Genomic DNA, 13,362 nt, shown 5'->3' with positions numbered 1-13,362 from the left:
ATGACTGATGTGTCTGGCAATTCCCGCACAGGTGGTTGAGTTGCGCGATGGCGACAATGCGCTGGTTGATCTGGCCGGCGTGCGCAAGGAAATATCGCTCGCGCTGGTCGAAAACGTTGCGGTTGGCGATTACGTCATCGTGCATGTCGGTTACGCGCTGAACAAGCTCGACCCCGACGAAGCGGCCAAAACCCTCAAGCTATTCGCCGAACTTGGCGATGCGGCTTTCTCCGCCGACGATCCGACCGTGCACTGATGAAATACATCGACGAATTTCGCGACGGCGAGGTCGCCAAAGGGCTGGCCGAGGCCATTCGCCGCGAAGCCAACCCAGCGCGCAACTACCATTTCATGGAGTTCTGCGGCGGCCACACCCACGCCATTTCGCGTTACGGCGTATCCGACTTGTTGCCGGCCAACGTCAAGATGATTCACGGGCCGGGTTGCCCGGTCTGCGTGCTGCCGATCGGTCGGGTCGATCAGGCGATCCGACTGGCCGTCGAACAGGGCGTGATGTTGTGCACTTACGGTGACTGCCTGCGCGTGCCGGCTTCCGACGGCCTGTCGCTGATGAAAGCCAAGGCGCGCGGCGGCGACATCCGCATGGTTTATTCGAGCGCCGATGCGGTGCTGCTGGCGCAAAAAAATCCGGACAAGCAGGTGGTTTTTTTCGCCATCGGCTTCGAAACGACGACGCCGCCGACGGCGGTGGCGATCAAGCAGGCGGCGGCGCTCGGCCTGAAGAACTTTTCCGTGCTGTGTTGCCACGTGCTGACGCCGTCGGCCATTTCCAGCATTCTCGAATCGCCGGAAGTGCGCCAGTGGGGCACCGTGCCGCTCGACGGTTTTATTGGCCCGGCGCACGTTTCGACCATTATCGGCAGTCGACCGTACGAATTCTTTGCCGAGGAATACCGCAAGCCGGTGGTCATCGCCGGTTTCGAGCCGCTCGACGTGATGCAGGCAATCAAGATGCTGATCCGTCAAGTCAATGAAGGTCGGGCCGAAGTCGAAAACGAGTTCTCGCGGGCCGTCGACCGCGACGGCAACAAGAAGGCCCAGCAACTGGTCGCCGACGTCTTTGAAATGCGCAAGCACTTCGAATGGCGCGGTTTGAATGTGCTGCCTTACTCGGCGCTGCGCATTCGCAGCCAGTTCGCCGAATTTGATGCCGAAAAACGCTTTCCGCTCGGCTATGCGTCGGTGCCCGATCACAAGGCTTGCGAATGCGGCGCCATCCTGCGCGGCGTCAAACGGCCGCAGGACTGCAAGATTTTCGGCACGGTGTGCACGCCGGAAAATCCGGTTGGCTCGTGCATGGTTTCCTCCGAAGGCGCTTGCGCCGCCCACTACACCTATGGACGCTACAAGGATGTCTGAGTCTTCCGCAACGCCTCGCAAGAACTACGTTCGACCGCTCGACATCAAGCACGGCCAGGTCGACATGGCGCATGGCGCCGGCGGCCGGGCGATGGCGCAACTGATCGAAGAGCTGTTTGCCCGCTACCTCGGCAACGAATACCTGGCCCAGGGCGATGACGGGGCGCTGTTGCCGGCGCAAGGCGAAGGTCGGCTGGTCATGGCAACTGACTCGCATGTCGTTTCGCCGCTGTTCTTTCCCGGTGGCGATATCGGCTGTTTGTCGGTGCATGGCACGATCAACGATGTGGCCATGATGGGCGCGAAGCCATTGTGGTTATCGGCCGGCTTCATCCTTGAAGAAGGGTTCAAACTCGCCGATTTGGCGCGCATCGTGCAAAGCATGGCGGCGGCGGCCAAAGCGGCTGGCGTGCCGGTGGTGACTGGCGATACGAAAGTGGTCGAGCGCGGCAAGGGGGACGGTGTGTTCATCACGACAACCGGCGTCGGGGTGGTTGCGCCGGGTCAGGCATTGTCCGGGCGCAGCGCGCGGCCCGGCGATGTCATTCTGGTGTCCGGCACGCTCGGTGATCATGGCATGGCGATCATGGCTGAGCGCGAAAGCCTGGGCTTCGAGTCGCCGATTGTTTCGGATACCGCCGCGCTGCACGGCCTGATTGCCGCGATGCGGGCGAGCGGTGCCGATCTTCATGTCTTGCGCGATCCGACGCGCGGTGGCCTGGCCACGACATTGAATGAAATCGCCCGTCAGTCCGGCGTCGGCATGATGCTGCAAGAGAAGGCTTTGCCGGTCAATCCAGCGGTCAACGCAGCTTGTGAGTTTCTGGGGCTTGACCCGCTTTATGTCGCCAATGAAGGCAAACTGGTAGCGATTTGCGCTGAAAATGATGCCGAAAAGCTATTGGCAGCGATGCGCGCCCATCCGCTCGGTAGTCAAGCGGCGATCATTGGTACGGTGCATGAAGATGCACACCATTTTGTTCAGATGACCACGGCTTTTGGCGGCAAGCGGATTGTGGACTGGTTGTCCGGCGAGCAGTTGCCGCGAATCTGCTAGGAGAATTCAGTGGCGCAGTGCGATCAGCAGCGATTGGACATCGTCGAGTTCGGCCAGGACGACGGCCCGTGCGTCAGCCATATTGTCGGCGTAGCGGACATGGAAAATGTCGCGACGGCCGTCCAGATAGCGGACTGCGGCGGTGTACTCCGGGCGTGTGCCTGGTGTCGAAGTGATCGCCGTGCTGCGTGATGTGTTGCGCTTTCGTTGTGCCTGCATTTTCTTTTCCCCCAAACATTTTCTTGTTGGAAGGCATCGTAAAGAAAGCCAAGTGATTGAAAAATAGCGCGAAAGTCATAGAAATATGCGCATGTAAAACTGGTGGTCTGCCAGCCAGCGTCGCGCCGCGCTTTATGTGCATGTAATTTCTTGTAAATATCCGGACGGTATGCGAATTCTCTTCCTGACCCACAGCTTCAACAGTCTCGCTCAACGGCTCTTTTGCGAATTGAGTCAAATCGGCCATGAAATCAGCATTGAGTTCGATATTGCCGATTCGGTCAGTGAAGAAGCCGTGCGTCTGTTCCGTCCCGATCTGATCCTGGCGCCTTTTCTCAAACGGGCGATTCCGGCATCGATCTGGTCCCGGCATCGCTGCCTCGTCGTTCACCCGGGCGTACCGGGCGACCGTGGTCCGTCGGCGCTCGATTGGGCGATCCAGAAGGATCTGCCGACCTGGGGTGTGACGGTGCTGCAGGCTGAGGCCGAAATGGATGCCGGCCCGGTCTGGGCCTCGGCTGAATTCCCGATGCGCCGGGCCAAGAAATCGTCGATCTACCGCAATGAAGTGACCGAAGCGGCAGTGCGTGCCGTCCTTGCTGCGGTCGCCCGTTGCCAGCAGCCCGATTTCAAACCGCAACGCATTGCCGGGCAGGCGCATTCAACCCTGCGTCAGGCTGAACGGGCGATCGACTGGGCAAGTCAGGACAGTGCTGCCGTGCTGGCCCGGATCAACGCTGCCGATGGTTTCCCCGGTGTGGCCGATCAGCTGTTCGGCCAACCCTGCCACTTGTTTGATGCCTGGCCGGAAGCGGTGTTGCGCGGTGCGCCGGGCAGCCTGATTGCCCGGCGTGAAACGGCCATCTGTCGGGCGACGCTTGATGGTGCCGTGTGGATCGGCCATGTCAAACGCCAGGGCGGCATCAAGTTGCCGGCGACGCAGGCCTTCCCCGAGGCGGCTGAATTGCCCGAGATGCCGTTGGCCGGCTATTTGAAATCGACGCAGCCCACCTGGCAGGACATCAGCTACGAAGCTGCCGGTGGCGTTGGTTTCCTCAGTTTCGAGTTCTACAACGGTGCAATGAGCAGCGGGCAATGCCGGCGTCTGACCGAGGCCTTCAACTGGGCGGCCGGGCAGCCGACGCGGGTTATCGTCCTGCGTGGCGGTAGCGATTTCTGGTCGAACGGCATTCACCTCAACACCATCGAAGCGGCGGCCAGCCCGGCCGATGAGTCCTGGGCCAACATCAATGCGATCGACGATCTGGCCGAAGCCATTTTGCGCTGCGAAACCCAGTTGACCGTGGCAGCCGTCGGGGCCAATAGCGGGGCGGGCGGTTGCTTTCTGGCGCGCGCCACCGATTTTGTCTGGGTCCGCGACGGGGTGATGCTCAACCCGCATTACAAGAACATGGGCAACCTGTTCGGCTCCGAGTTCTGGACTTACCTGTTGCCGCCGCGCGTCGGCGAAGACGGTGCCCGTGCGATCATGCGCCACCGCTTGCCGATGACGGCGGCCGAGTCGGTTCGCCTGGGTTTCTACGATGCCTGTTTGCCGGCCCCCGGATTTGCCGTTGATGTTGCCCGGCGAGCTGCCGAATTGGCGGCGGCCGGTGATTTTTCAGAACGCGTGGCGGCCAAGCAGGCCAAACGTCGGGCCGATGAAGCGTTGCGACCGCTGGCCGCTTACCGGGCGGCCGAGTTGCACGAAATGCAGCGCAATTTCTATGGATTCGATCCGTCCTACCATGTGGCGCGCTATCATTTTGTCGAGCGTTCGCCGCATTCCTGGACGCCGCGCCATTTAGCCAAGCATCGAGACCTGAACTGGATAATTCCCGAATGAGCCCGCCCAGTCTGCGAAAACTGCCCGCCGTGCTGGTTGTCGATGACGAGGTCCGTTCGCAGGAAGCCTTGCGTCGTACGCTGGAAGAGGATTTCGATGTGCTTTGCGCGTCGAGCGCCGCTGAAGGCATGGAAATCCTCGAACGTGAGATGTCGACCGCGGCAGTCCGCATCGTTCTGTGCGACCAGCGCATGCCGGGCATGACCGGCGTCCAGTTTCTCAAGGAAGTGCGCCATCGCTGGCCGGATGTCGTGCGTATCATCCTGTCCGGTTATACCGACGCCGAGGACATCATCACCGGGGTCAACGAAGCCGGCATCTGGCAATACCTGCTCAAGCCCTGGCAGCCGGAACAATTGCTGTTGACCTTGCAACGGGCCGCCGAGGTATGGCGTCTGCAGCAGGAAAACCAGCGTCTTTCGCTCGATCTGCGTACCGCCGAGCCAGTGCTCAAGAAGCGTGTCCAGAGCAAGTTCGACAAGGCCAGGCATGCGTTCGGGCTGAGCAGTTTCATTCGCCAGCGCGGCAGTCCGCTCAACGATATCTGCGAAATGATCGAGCGTGTCGCTCCCTTCGACCTGGCCGTGCTGGTCACCGGGGAATCGGGCACCGGCAAGGAAATGGTCGCCCGGGCCATTCACTACGAGAGCCGGCGGGCCGAGCGTCCGTTCATCACTGAAAATTGCGGTGCATTGCCGGATACGCTGCTTGAGTCCGAACTCTTCGGCTACAAGCGCGGTGCCTTTACCGGCGCGGTCGAGGACCGGGTCGGCCTGTTCCAGCAAGCCGATGGCGGTACGCTGTTTCTCGATGAAATCGGTGAAACCAGCCCGGCTTTCCAGGTCAAGCTGCTGCGTGTCCTGCAGGAAGGCGAGTTCCGTCCGCTCGGCAGCAACCGCTCGGTCAACGTCGATGTTCGGGTCATTGCCGCGACCAACCGGGATCTTGAAGAAGATGTCCGGACCGGGCGCTTCCGCGAGGATCTTTACTACCGTCTGGCAACGATTGCCCTGCATGTGCCGCCCTTGCGCGACCGACCGATGGACCTGCCGTTGCTCGCCCAGCATCTGCTCGATAGCAGCAATCGTCACCTTGGCTGTGCGGTGCAGGGTTTCATGCCCGAGGTGCTTGAACGCATGGCCGCCTATCGCTGGCCGGGTAATGTGCGCGAATTGCAGAATGAAATTCTGCGCATGGTGGCGTTGAGCGAATCGCCCAGCCTGTCTGCGGCGCTGCTTTCGCCGCGGGTCCTGCGCGAACCGGCGCTTGAGCGCGGCCGGGAGCGGCAGGAAGACCTGACTGACGGATTGAGCGGCGGGTTGAAGGAACGCATGGCGCAGCTTGAAGTACGGGTCTTGCGCCAGGCCATGTTGCGTCATCACGGCAATAAATCGCGTGCCGCGCGGGAGCTGGGCCTATCGCGCGTCGGCTTGCGCGCCAAGCTGGTGCGCTATGGGCTGGAGCAGGGCGAATGAAGCTGCTCTGGTTGCAAAGCGGCGGCTGTGGCGGTTGTACGCAGTCGCTGCTGTGCGCCGAGCCGCGACCGTTGTTCGATGAGTTGCGTGACGCCGGTATCGAGTTTGTCTGGCATCCGGCTTTGTCGCTGGAGAGCGGCGATGCGGCCTTGCAGATTCTTGAAGACTGCGCAGAAGGGCGCTTGTCCTTCGATGTCCTGTGCATTGAAGGGGCGATGTTGCGCGGCCCGAACGGGAGTGGAAAGTTTCATCTGATGGCCGGGAGCGGCCGGCCGATGACCGAGTGGGTCGAGCGCCTGGCGCGCCACGCCCGCTGGGTTTTCGCCATTGGTTCGTGCACGGCCTACGGCGGGTTTTCGGCCAGTACGCCGGGGAATCCGCTTGAGGCCTGCGGCCTGCAGTTCGATACCGATGAGCCGGGCGGCTTGCTCGGCAAGGGTTTTCAGTCAAATGGCGGCTTGCCGGTGGTCAATATTGCCGGTTGTCCGGTGCACCCCGGTTGGGTCGTCGATACGCTGGAAAAGCTGGCGTTTGAAGGGCTGGCCGCGAGCGATCTCGATGCTTACGGGCGTCCGCTGCTCTATGCCGATCAACTGGTTCATCACGGTTGTTCGCGCAATGAATTCTACGAATTCAAGGCGAGTGCCGAAAAGCAGTCCGACCTGGGCTGTTTGATGGAGAACCTGGGGTGCAAGGGGACGCAGGCGCATGCCGATTGCAATATCCGCCCCTGGAACGGCAGCGGCTCCTGTCTGCGCGGTGGTTTTGCCTGCATTGCCTGTACCGAACCGGGGTTTGAAGCGCCGGGCCATCCTTTCCAGGAAACGCCCAAGCTGGCCGGGATTCCGATCGGTTTGCCGACCGACATGCCGAAAGCCTGGTTTGTCGCGCTGGCCGCATTGTCCAAATCGGCGACACCGAAACGGGTGCGGGAGAATGCCGTGGTCGATCATCCGGTGATTCGTCCGGCCGTCAAGAAGGCAGGGAAATGAAGCGCGTTCTGGTCGGGCCGTTCAATCGCGTCGAGGGCGATCTTGAGGTCAGTCTCGATGTCGACGCCGGCCAGGTTGTTGCGGCGCGCGTCAATTCGCCGCTGTTTCGCGGTTTCGAACAATTGCTGGTCGGCCGGGTTGCCCAGGATGCATTGGCCATCGTGCCGCGTATCTGCGGAATCTGCTCGATTGCCCAGTCGGCTGCCGCAGCGGCCGCGCTAGCCAGTGCCAGTGGCGTTCAGATGCCGGCCAACGGAAAACTGGCGCAAAGCCTGATCCTGGCGACCGAGAATCTGGCCGATCATCTGACCCATTTTTATCTTTTTTTCATGCCGGATTTTGCCCGTGCGAGCTATGTCGACCGCAGTTGGTACCCCGATGTAGCCAGCCGTTTTGCCGCCATCAAGGGGAGTGCGGCGCCGGCTGCACTGGGTGCGCGCGCCGGGTTCTTCAAACTGATCGGTTTTCTTGCCGGGCGCTGGCCGCATTCGCTGGCATTGCAGCCTGGCGGCAGCACCAAGGCGATGACCGCCGCAGAGCGCATCCGCGTGCTGGCGCTATTGCGCGAGTTTCGGGGTTTTCTTGAAACGACCTTGCTGGGCGGCAGCCTTGAGCAATTCAGTGCATTGGCTTCCGAGTCGGCATTGCGCGACTGGGCTGCCGGCAGGGCGGGCGATTTTCCCGCTTTCCTGAATGCGGCTTACGATCTTCGGCTGGAAAGCGTGGGGCGGGCGAAGGACCTGTTTTTGTCCTACGGGGCCTACGACTTGTTTGCCGGCGGCGTCTGGTCACCGGAATACGGCGAGACTGCTGCGGTCGACCGCCTTGATCCGGCCAAAATTGCGGAAGATGTCAGCCATGCGTGGCTGGCTCAGGGCGAGCCCTTGCCGCCGGCCTTGGGTGAAACCGTGGTCGATGCCAACAAGGCCGCGGCATATACCTGGTGCAAGGCGCCGCGCTATGCCGGCCAGGTCGCCGAAACAGGCGCATTGGCTCGCCAGGTTGTGGCCGGGCAGCCATTGGCCCGCGATCTGGTCTGCCGGCATGGCGCCAGCGTCACCGCACGAGTCGTTGCGCGGATGATCGAGCTGGCGACGGTCGTTCCGGCAATGGAGCATTGGGTGAAAGCCATCGTGCCGGGTGATCCGTTTTGCAATCAACTTGTCTTGCCGGATTCCGGCGAGGGTGTCGGGCTGGTTGAGGCCGCCCGTGGCAGCCTCGGGCACTGGTTGTCGTTCAGGCGCGGCCGAATAGATCGCTACCAGATCATCGCGCCGACCACCTGGAATTTCTCGCCGCACGACGGCAGCGGCCAGCCCGGCCCGCTCGAACAGGCGCTGATCGGCCTGCCCGCCGGGGAAGAGGCCGCGCCTACAATCCAGCACGTTGTACGTTCGTTTGATCCGTGCATGGTGTGTACTGTGCATTAGGCACGCCAGCGGCACAGGCTTGTCCGATTGTTGCTGGACGGGTGGCAATAATCAGTGGCAAAGTGCGTTCGAATCAAATTCTGGCGGCCGTGAGGAAGGGAATGATGGATATTCAAGCAATGCTGGATGCCGCTGTGGCAGATGCCGAACGTGGCGATATGGTTTTTCCGACGCATGCCGAGGTTGCCCTGCGCGTCCAGCAGGCGCTCGACGACCCCGATTGTTCGGTTGAGCAACTCGCCAAGTTGATTTCGGCCGAACCGATGCTCGCCGCAAGGGTGGTCGGCATGGCCAATTCAGTCAGCCATAACCCGTCCGGCCGGGCTATTGGCGATGTTAATAGCGCCATTTCCCGATTGGGTTTCAAGACTCTGTACACGCTTGTAACCGCGTTGATTGTGCGCCAGATGCAGGAAATGTCACCCTTGCCCGAGCATCGCGCACTTGCCGCCCGCCTGTGGGAGCATTCAGCCCATGTCGCCGCATTGGCCCGTGTGATTGCTAAGCGGGTGACGAAACAGGACCCGGAAGCAGCTTTTTTCGCCGGTATTGTCCATGAACTGGGGGCGTTCTATCTGCTCGCCCGGGCCAGCCATTATCCCGGGCTGCTTGAAAATCATCTCGAAAACTGGTTCGAGCAAGGCGAGGCCCGATTGGGGCGCGCGGTCAGCAAGGCACTGGGCGTACCAGCCAATCTCAATCCGGCTCTTGAAACCCTGTGGGCCGGCTACCTGACCATGCCGCCCGAATCCCTGGGGGACACCTTGCTACTCGCCGATCAGCTGTCTCCCGTCGAGTCGCCTCTCGCCGAGTTGCTCGGGATGAGCCATCAAGACATCGCGGTTGATCTCGATTTGCTGATCGACGACGCAACACTCAGTAGCGTCCTGGCGGCGTCGGCAGAAGAAGTCGCCTCCCTGGCGGCAGCCTTGCGCGTCTGAGTTCATCGAATGGCGCGGTCGACGTCCCTTCCGTGCCCGAAATACTGCCGCTCGTCGCTCCGTTGTTTTCCTTGCGCCAGCTGTGGACTAAATTAAGCATCAAAATACCGCCCAGGCAATTTGTCCGTCTGTGGTTGTCATTCCGGCGTCTCGGCCGGCAAAACCAGTCTTACAGGGGTGTCATCATGGAAACAGGCTTCAGACTCAAGACCATCAGCCAGGCGTTGTGCATTGCCTTCCCGATGTTCGCCCTGCCGGCCATCGCCGCCGAACCTTACCCGGCATTACCGCCAACGCTATCGACCTCTGTAGCACCAAACGTGATGCTGTACATCGATACGTCGGGGAGCATGTTGCAGGATGAAAATAATCAGTGGATGCGCCTGGATTTGTGTAACTCAAATGCAAACTGGTCAAATTGTGTAAATAACAATACCAATTATCGCAATACGATTGATAGCGAAACCCTGTCGCCGAATACAAAAATGAATATTGCGAAGGGAATTGCCAAAGAATTGGTTGATAACCCTAATAACTATGGGTTGCGTATGGGTTTGTTTACCTTCCATGATAATAAAGCTGATGTGGGCAATGGTGAGCGGGCCGAAGGTGCAAAATTAAGGTACGAAATCAATGATATGAATGTCAGTGCTAATCGTCTCGATTTGAAAAATGCGATCAGTAATGTTTGGGGGCGCACGGCTACTCCGTTAGGTGAAGGTTTGCTGGAAATTACCCGATACTTTGAGGGGAAAAGCTCGATGTACGGCAAACTGTCGAATGGTGCTGTGTATAAGAGCCCTATTCAGTACCGTTGTCAGAAAAATTTTGTAGTTGTTTTGACCGATGGTGATGCAACGGGTGAGGATAATTTGCCAGGTAGTGGCAAAAATGCATTGACCTACACAGCCAGAGGTGAAAATGGTGGAGCGATTCCCAATCAGTCATTTTCTGTTTGCACAGCGGCTAACACGACTGCAGCCAATAATATTTCAGTAAATTGCCCTGCTCGCCTTGAAGGGGCTGCTGCTGATGCGGGATTCGGCGATGGAACAAATCGGTTTAGAGCGCTACGTGATGTTGCCAAATATGCCCGAATTGCCGATTTGAAGATTGGTGGATTGGATGGCGATCAAGAATCATATGATGATCCCAAGTTTGCACTACAGAATCTTACGACCTACACAATTGCTTTTGGTGTCGTCAATGATGTTTTGCCGGCAGCAGCGACTGTCGGCGGCGGAAAAAACTATACGACACAGACAAAACAGCAGTTAAGTGATGCCTTGGCTAATGCTTTTGCCAGTATTGCCGCATCGACATCCAATGCTGGCGGTGTGGCGGCGCTCAGTGAGTTTAGCGTTGCAGGTAACAAAATATTCCAGCCAGTTTTTAACCCGAATGGCTGGTACGGTGAATTGCGTTGCTACACGCTGAACACCGCTGCGACGAACGGGATTGGCGATGCCTGTACGCCCAATGCAAAGGCGGTTATTCCTGCTTATGGAGAGCGTAAGATTTGGTCAAATCGCGTTGGCAATTTGGCCACCCCTCCCTATGTGACGACGACAACCTCGTTCGAGTTTGATACTGCCCACATCAATGAAATGACGACATCACAAAAAGTTGCTCTGGGCTCAACGCTCACTGAGCAAAAGAATGTGATTAATTTCTTACGTGGCGATGAAACAATCGATGGTTTCAGGCGCCGTCCCAACGGATTGCTCGGCGATATCATCGATGGGCAGCCAACGGTTATCAGTGCGCCATCCGGTGAGACGCCTGATAAAGCCTACCAGACATTCAAAACCGATAATTCAACACGCAGTATTGCATTGATCGGAGCAAATGACGGGATGTTGCATGCCTTCGACATTGCGAATATGACGGAAGTGATGGCTTATATTCCTTCCGCTGTATATCCCCGCCTGAAAGCATTGAAAGAGACAAATTATGGTGAGCCAACAGGTACGCCGCATGCCTATCATGTCAATGGTGCTGCGCGCCAAGCTGACGTCAAGCTCGGGGTGGTCAACGGTGCTGGCGGGACATGGAAGACTGTATTTGCTGGGGCCTTGGGGCAGGGGGGGCAGGGCTACCATGTGATCAATGCAACGAATAAGAACTCACTGGCTGATTCGTCACCGGTCATGTGGGAATGGACGGATATCAGTGACAGCGAGATGGGCTACAGTGTCCCGACACCGCTGATATATAACGTTCGGATGTCTTCAACGACCGTCGTGCCTGCAGTCATCCTGGCCAATGGTTACGAAAATAGCTGGGATGATACGGGGGCTGGAAGCGGCGGCCAGAAAACCACGGCCAACTCATCGGCTTTGTATGTTGTGAATGCCAATACCGGTGCATTGATCAAGAAAATCAGTGTTACGGGCGGTGTTGGGTTGTCATCACCGGCCGGTGTGGATTTCGGTCAGGATGGCATTCTCGATTATGTTTATGCGGGCGACATGAACGGCAAGCTCTGGCGTTTCGATCTGACCAATGATGATCCGGCTCAGTTCTCGGTGGCGACCAATCCGATTTTCGATGCAGGGGTGAATCAACCGATCACGATTCGTCCGGCAATCAAGCCGGTAACCCGCTATGACGGTACATCGATTGGTAATCTGGTGTTGTTCGGAACAGGCAAGTTGCTGACGGATACTGATCGCTCAAGTACGACAACGCAAAGCTTCTATGCCGTGCTGGATACCATGGCACCTTCCCCGACTACCGTACTGAAAACAAAATTGAAACAACGTACGGTCGTTGATGAAAAGACAGTCATTGCCACGACCGAATATCGCGGTGGTGATTATCGAAAAATTTCGGTCACGCCAGACACCGATACTGAAATCGATCTGACTTCTTCTGCAGTGGATAACTGGAAAGGCTGGTATCTCGACTTCCCGGCCTCGTCAGAGCGTCTTGTGACCTCTCCGCTGCTGGTCGATGACAAGTTGCTGTTTGGCACGGGTATTCCGCTGGCCAGTGAAAAATGTCTGCCTGGTGGCAAGGGCTGGGTCATGGGGCTTAATCCGATGACGGGTTCCGTTACCAAAAGTTCGCGTGGGAAGGAGTTCAGCTTTGTTGATGTCAAGATGGACGGTAAATCCAATGACGCAGACAAGGTTACTTTTGCGACCGGGACAGCGTTTGTCAGTGGTTTCTCGAAGGACGGCATTCCTACCGAGCTGACCTATGTGGCGAATGGAAGTCGCATTGTCACGACGGGAACTGCCGATAGCGGCTTTGGTGATGCCGGTGCCGTTATCGCCATGAAAGAGGCCAATTCGATGGCGGTTTATACCGGGAACGCTGCTGATGGCGTCAAGACAGGTAATCCGATTGGTCGTCCCGCGCCATATGGTGGGGGCAAGATCATTAGCGGAAAGGTTGGTAGCGATGAGGTCAAGTCCGATGAGGGGCCTCCTCCATCCTCAGGGATCAAGGTTGAAACCTCGACTTGGCGGGAAATCAAGTGAGACCTGAGAAGCGTTGCACCATGTTTGGACTAAAGGCCGCAGGTTTCACGATGATAGAGTTGCTGGTCACTGTCGTGATCGTCGGTGCATTGACGATGATTGCAGTGCCCGGCATGACGGATCTGGTTCGTGATGCACGGCTTTCGACCCAGACGGATCTTCTGGTCAGTACCTTGAATACCGCCCGGCTCGAAGCCATCAAGCGTCGAACCAATATCACCGTTTGCCCGGTGGCAACGGATGCCAACACTGCGGCAGCTTGTTCTGCGAATGCGAGTGACTGGGCCAAAGGGATTGTCATTTGGGATGGTGCCGCCGTGACCCAGCGGCTTCAGTCAAAGACGGGCTTGACGGTGACTACGGCAGCCACATCGGTCGTTTTCAGCGGGACGCTGGGGAGTGCTTCTGCCGCCAGTAGTTTTACCTTGTGTACAACGGGACGTAAGCAGCAGCAGGTGGATGTTTCATTGTCAGGTCATGTCAGTAAACGAACCAATGCAACGGTGTGCGGTTGATTGCAGCTAGCTCTGCCAT

General features: G+C 58.4%; 11 protein-coding genes. 10 read left to right on the top strand and 1 reads right to left on the bottom strand.

The features are described from left to right. The first annotated feature begins 7 nt into the window (after positions 1-7). From KI614_RS15325 to hypE, 3 genes are read left to right on the top strand one after another with little or no spacing between them, the layout of a single operon-like run. Positions 8-256 (top strand): HypC/HybG/HupF family hydrogenase formation chaperone, encoded by a 249-nt coding sequence (locus KI614_RS15325; RefSeq protein WP_203467892.1) that lies wholly within the window; start codon positions 8-10, stop codon positions 254-256. Further along, positions 256-1,380, top strand: coding sequence for a hydrogenase formation protein HypD (hypD, locus tag KI614_RS15320; RefSeq protein WP_203467891.1), 1,125 nt, complete (start codon positions 256-258; stop codon positions 1,378-1,380). Before KI614_RS15325 ends, hypD begins: the two co-directional genes overlap by 1 nt. Then, positions 1,373-2,437: a hydrogenase expression/formation protein HypE gene (gene hypE, locus KI614_RS15315; protein WP_319002668.1), complete on the top strand. Its 1,065-nt coding sequence runs from the start codon at positions 1,373-1,375 to the stop codon at positions 2,435-2,437. The genes hypD and hypE overlap by 8 nt, the downstream gene beginning before the upstream one ends. A 6-nt stretch (positions 2,438-2,443) precedes the next feature. On the opposite strand, the gene KI614_RS15310 is transcribed toward hypE, so the two are convergent. Further along, positions 2,444-2,656: a hypothetical protein gene (locus KI614_RS15310; protein WP_226406743.1), complete on the bottom strand. Its 213-nt coding sequence runs from the start codon at positions 2,654-2,656 to the stop codon at positions 2,444-2,446. 169 nt (positions 2,657-2,825) lie between these two features. Here KI614_RS15310 and KI614_RS15305 point away from each other — a divergent pair, with 169 nt between their 5' ends. The 7 genes from KI614_RS15305 to KI614_RS15275 all read left to right on the top strand — a co-directional run bounded on the left by KI614_RS15305 (position 2,826) and on the right by KI614_RS15275 (position 13,343). Further along, the gene (locus tag KI614_RS15305; RefSeq protein WP_226406741.1) at positions 2,826-4,502 is read left to right on the top strand and encodes a hydrogenase maturation protein; all 1,677 of its coding nucleotides are present in this window, start codon (positions 2,826-2,828) and stop codon (positions 4,500-4,502) included. Beyond that, on the top strand, positions 4,499-5,977 hold the full coding sequence (locus KI614_RS15300; RefSeq protein ID WP_226406739.1) for a sigma-54-dependent transcriptional regulator: 1,479 nt from the start codon (positions 4,499-4,501) through the stop codon (positions 5,975-5,977). The genes KI614_RS15305 and KI614_RS15300 overlap by 4 nt, the downstream gene beginning before the upstream one ends. Continuing rightward, complete coding sequence (locus tag KI614_RS15295; RefSeq protein ID WP_226406737.1) at positions 5,974-6,969, top strand: HupU protein; 996 nt, start codon at positions 5,974-5,976, stop codon at positions 6,967-6,969. The genes KI614_RS15300 and KI614_RS15295 overlap by 4 nt, the downstream gene beginning before the upstream one ends. Beyond that, on the top strand, positions 6,966-8,399 hold the full coding sequence (locus tag KI614_RS15290) for a nickel-dependent hydrogenase large subunit (RefSeq protein WP_226406735.1): 1,434 nt from the start codon (positions 6,966-6,968) through the stop codon (positions 8,397-8,399). Before KI614_RS15295 ends, KI614_RS15290 begins: the two co-directional genes overlap by 4 nt. 101 nt (positions 8,400-8,500) lie before the next feature. After that, positions 8,501-9,340, top strand: coding sequence for an HDOD domain-containing protein (locus KI614_RS15285; protein ID WP_226406733.1), 840 nt, complete (start codon positions 8,501-8,503; stop codon positions 9,338-9,340). A gap of 185 nt (positions 9,341-9,525) precedes the next feature. Beyond that, a complete protein-coding gene (locus KI614_RS15280; protein WP_226406731.1) occupies positions 9,526-12,828 on the top strand; it encodes a pilus assembly protein in 3,303 nt (1,100 codons plus the stop codon). Next, positions 12,825-13,343, top strand: a complete 519-nt coding sequence (locus tag KI614_RS15275) for a GspH/FimT family pseudopilin (protein WP_226406729.1) — start codon at positions 12,825-12,827, stop codon at positions 13,341-13,343. Before KI614_RS15280 ends, KI614_RS15275 begins: the two co-directional genes overlap by 4 nt. Positions 13,344-13,362: the final 19 nt, after the last annotated feature.

This window comes from Dechloromonas denitrificans (genome assembly GCF_020510665.1).
In the GTDB taxonomy this organism is placed as follows: Bacteria; Pseudomonadota; Gammaproteobacteria; order Burkholderiales; family Rhodocyclaceae; genus Azonexus; species Azonexus denitrificans_B.
Note: the sequence above shows the minus strand (reverse complement) of the source record. Positions and strands in the feature narration are given on the sequence as shown.

What these genes read in the sequence shown, in the direction of transcription:
- KI614_RS15280 (WP_226406731.1), top strand. Translation starts at nt 9,526, where the DNA reads ATGGAAACAGGCTTCAGACTCAAGACCATCAGCCAGGCGTTGTGCATT.
- hypE (WP_319002668.1), top strand. Translation starts at nt 1,373, where the DNA reads ATGTCTGAGTCTTCCGCAACGCCTCGCAAGAACTACGTTCGACCGCTC.
- hypD (WP_203467891.1), top strand. Translation starts at nt 256, where the DNA reads ATGAAATACATCGACGAATTTCGCGACGGCGAGGTCGCCAAAGGGCTG.
- KI614_RS15285 (WP_226406733.1), top strand. Translation starts at nt 8,501, where the DNA reads ATGATGGATATTCAAGCAATGCTGGATGCCGCTGTGGCAGATGCCGAA.
- KI614_RS15295 (WP_226406737.1), top strand. Translation starts at nt 5,974, where the DNA reads ATGAAGCTGCTCTGGTTGCAAAGCGGCGGCTGTGGCGGTTGTACGCAG.
- KI614_RS15300 (WP_226406739.1), top strand. Translation starts at nt 4,499, where the DNA reads ATGAGCCCGCCCAGTCTGCGAAAACTGCCCGCCGTGCTGGTTGTCGAT.
- KI614_RS15290 (WP_226406735.1), top strand. Translation starts at nt 6,966, where the DNA reads ATGAAGCGCGTTCTGGTCGGGCCGTTCAATCGCGTCGAGGGCGATCTT.
- KI614_RS15310 (WP_226406743.1), bottom strand. Translation starts at nt 2,656, where the DNA reads ATGCAGGCACAACGAAAGCGCAACACATCACGCAGCACGGCGATCACT.
- KI614_RS15325 (WP_203467892.1), top strand. Translation starts at nt 8, where the DNA reads ATGTGTCTGGCAATTCCCGCACAGGTGGTTGAGTTGCGCGATGGCGAC.
- KI614_RS15305 (WP_226406741.1), top strand. Translation starts at nt 2,826, where the DNA reads ATGCGAATTCTCTTCCTGACCCACAGCTTCAACAGTCTCGCTCAACGG.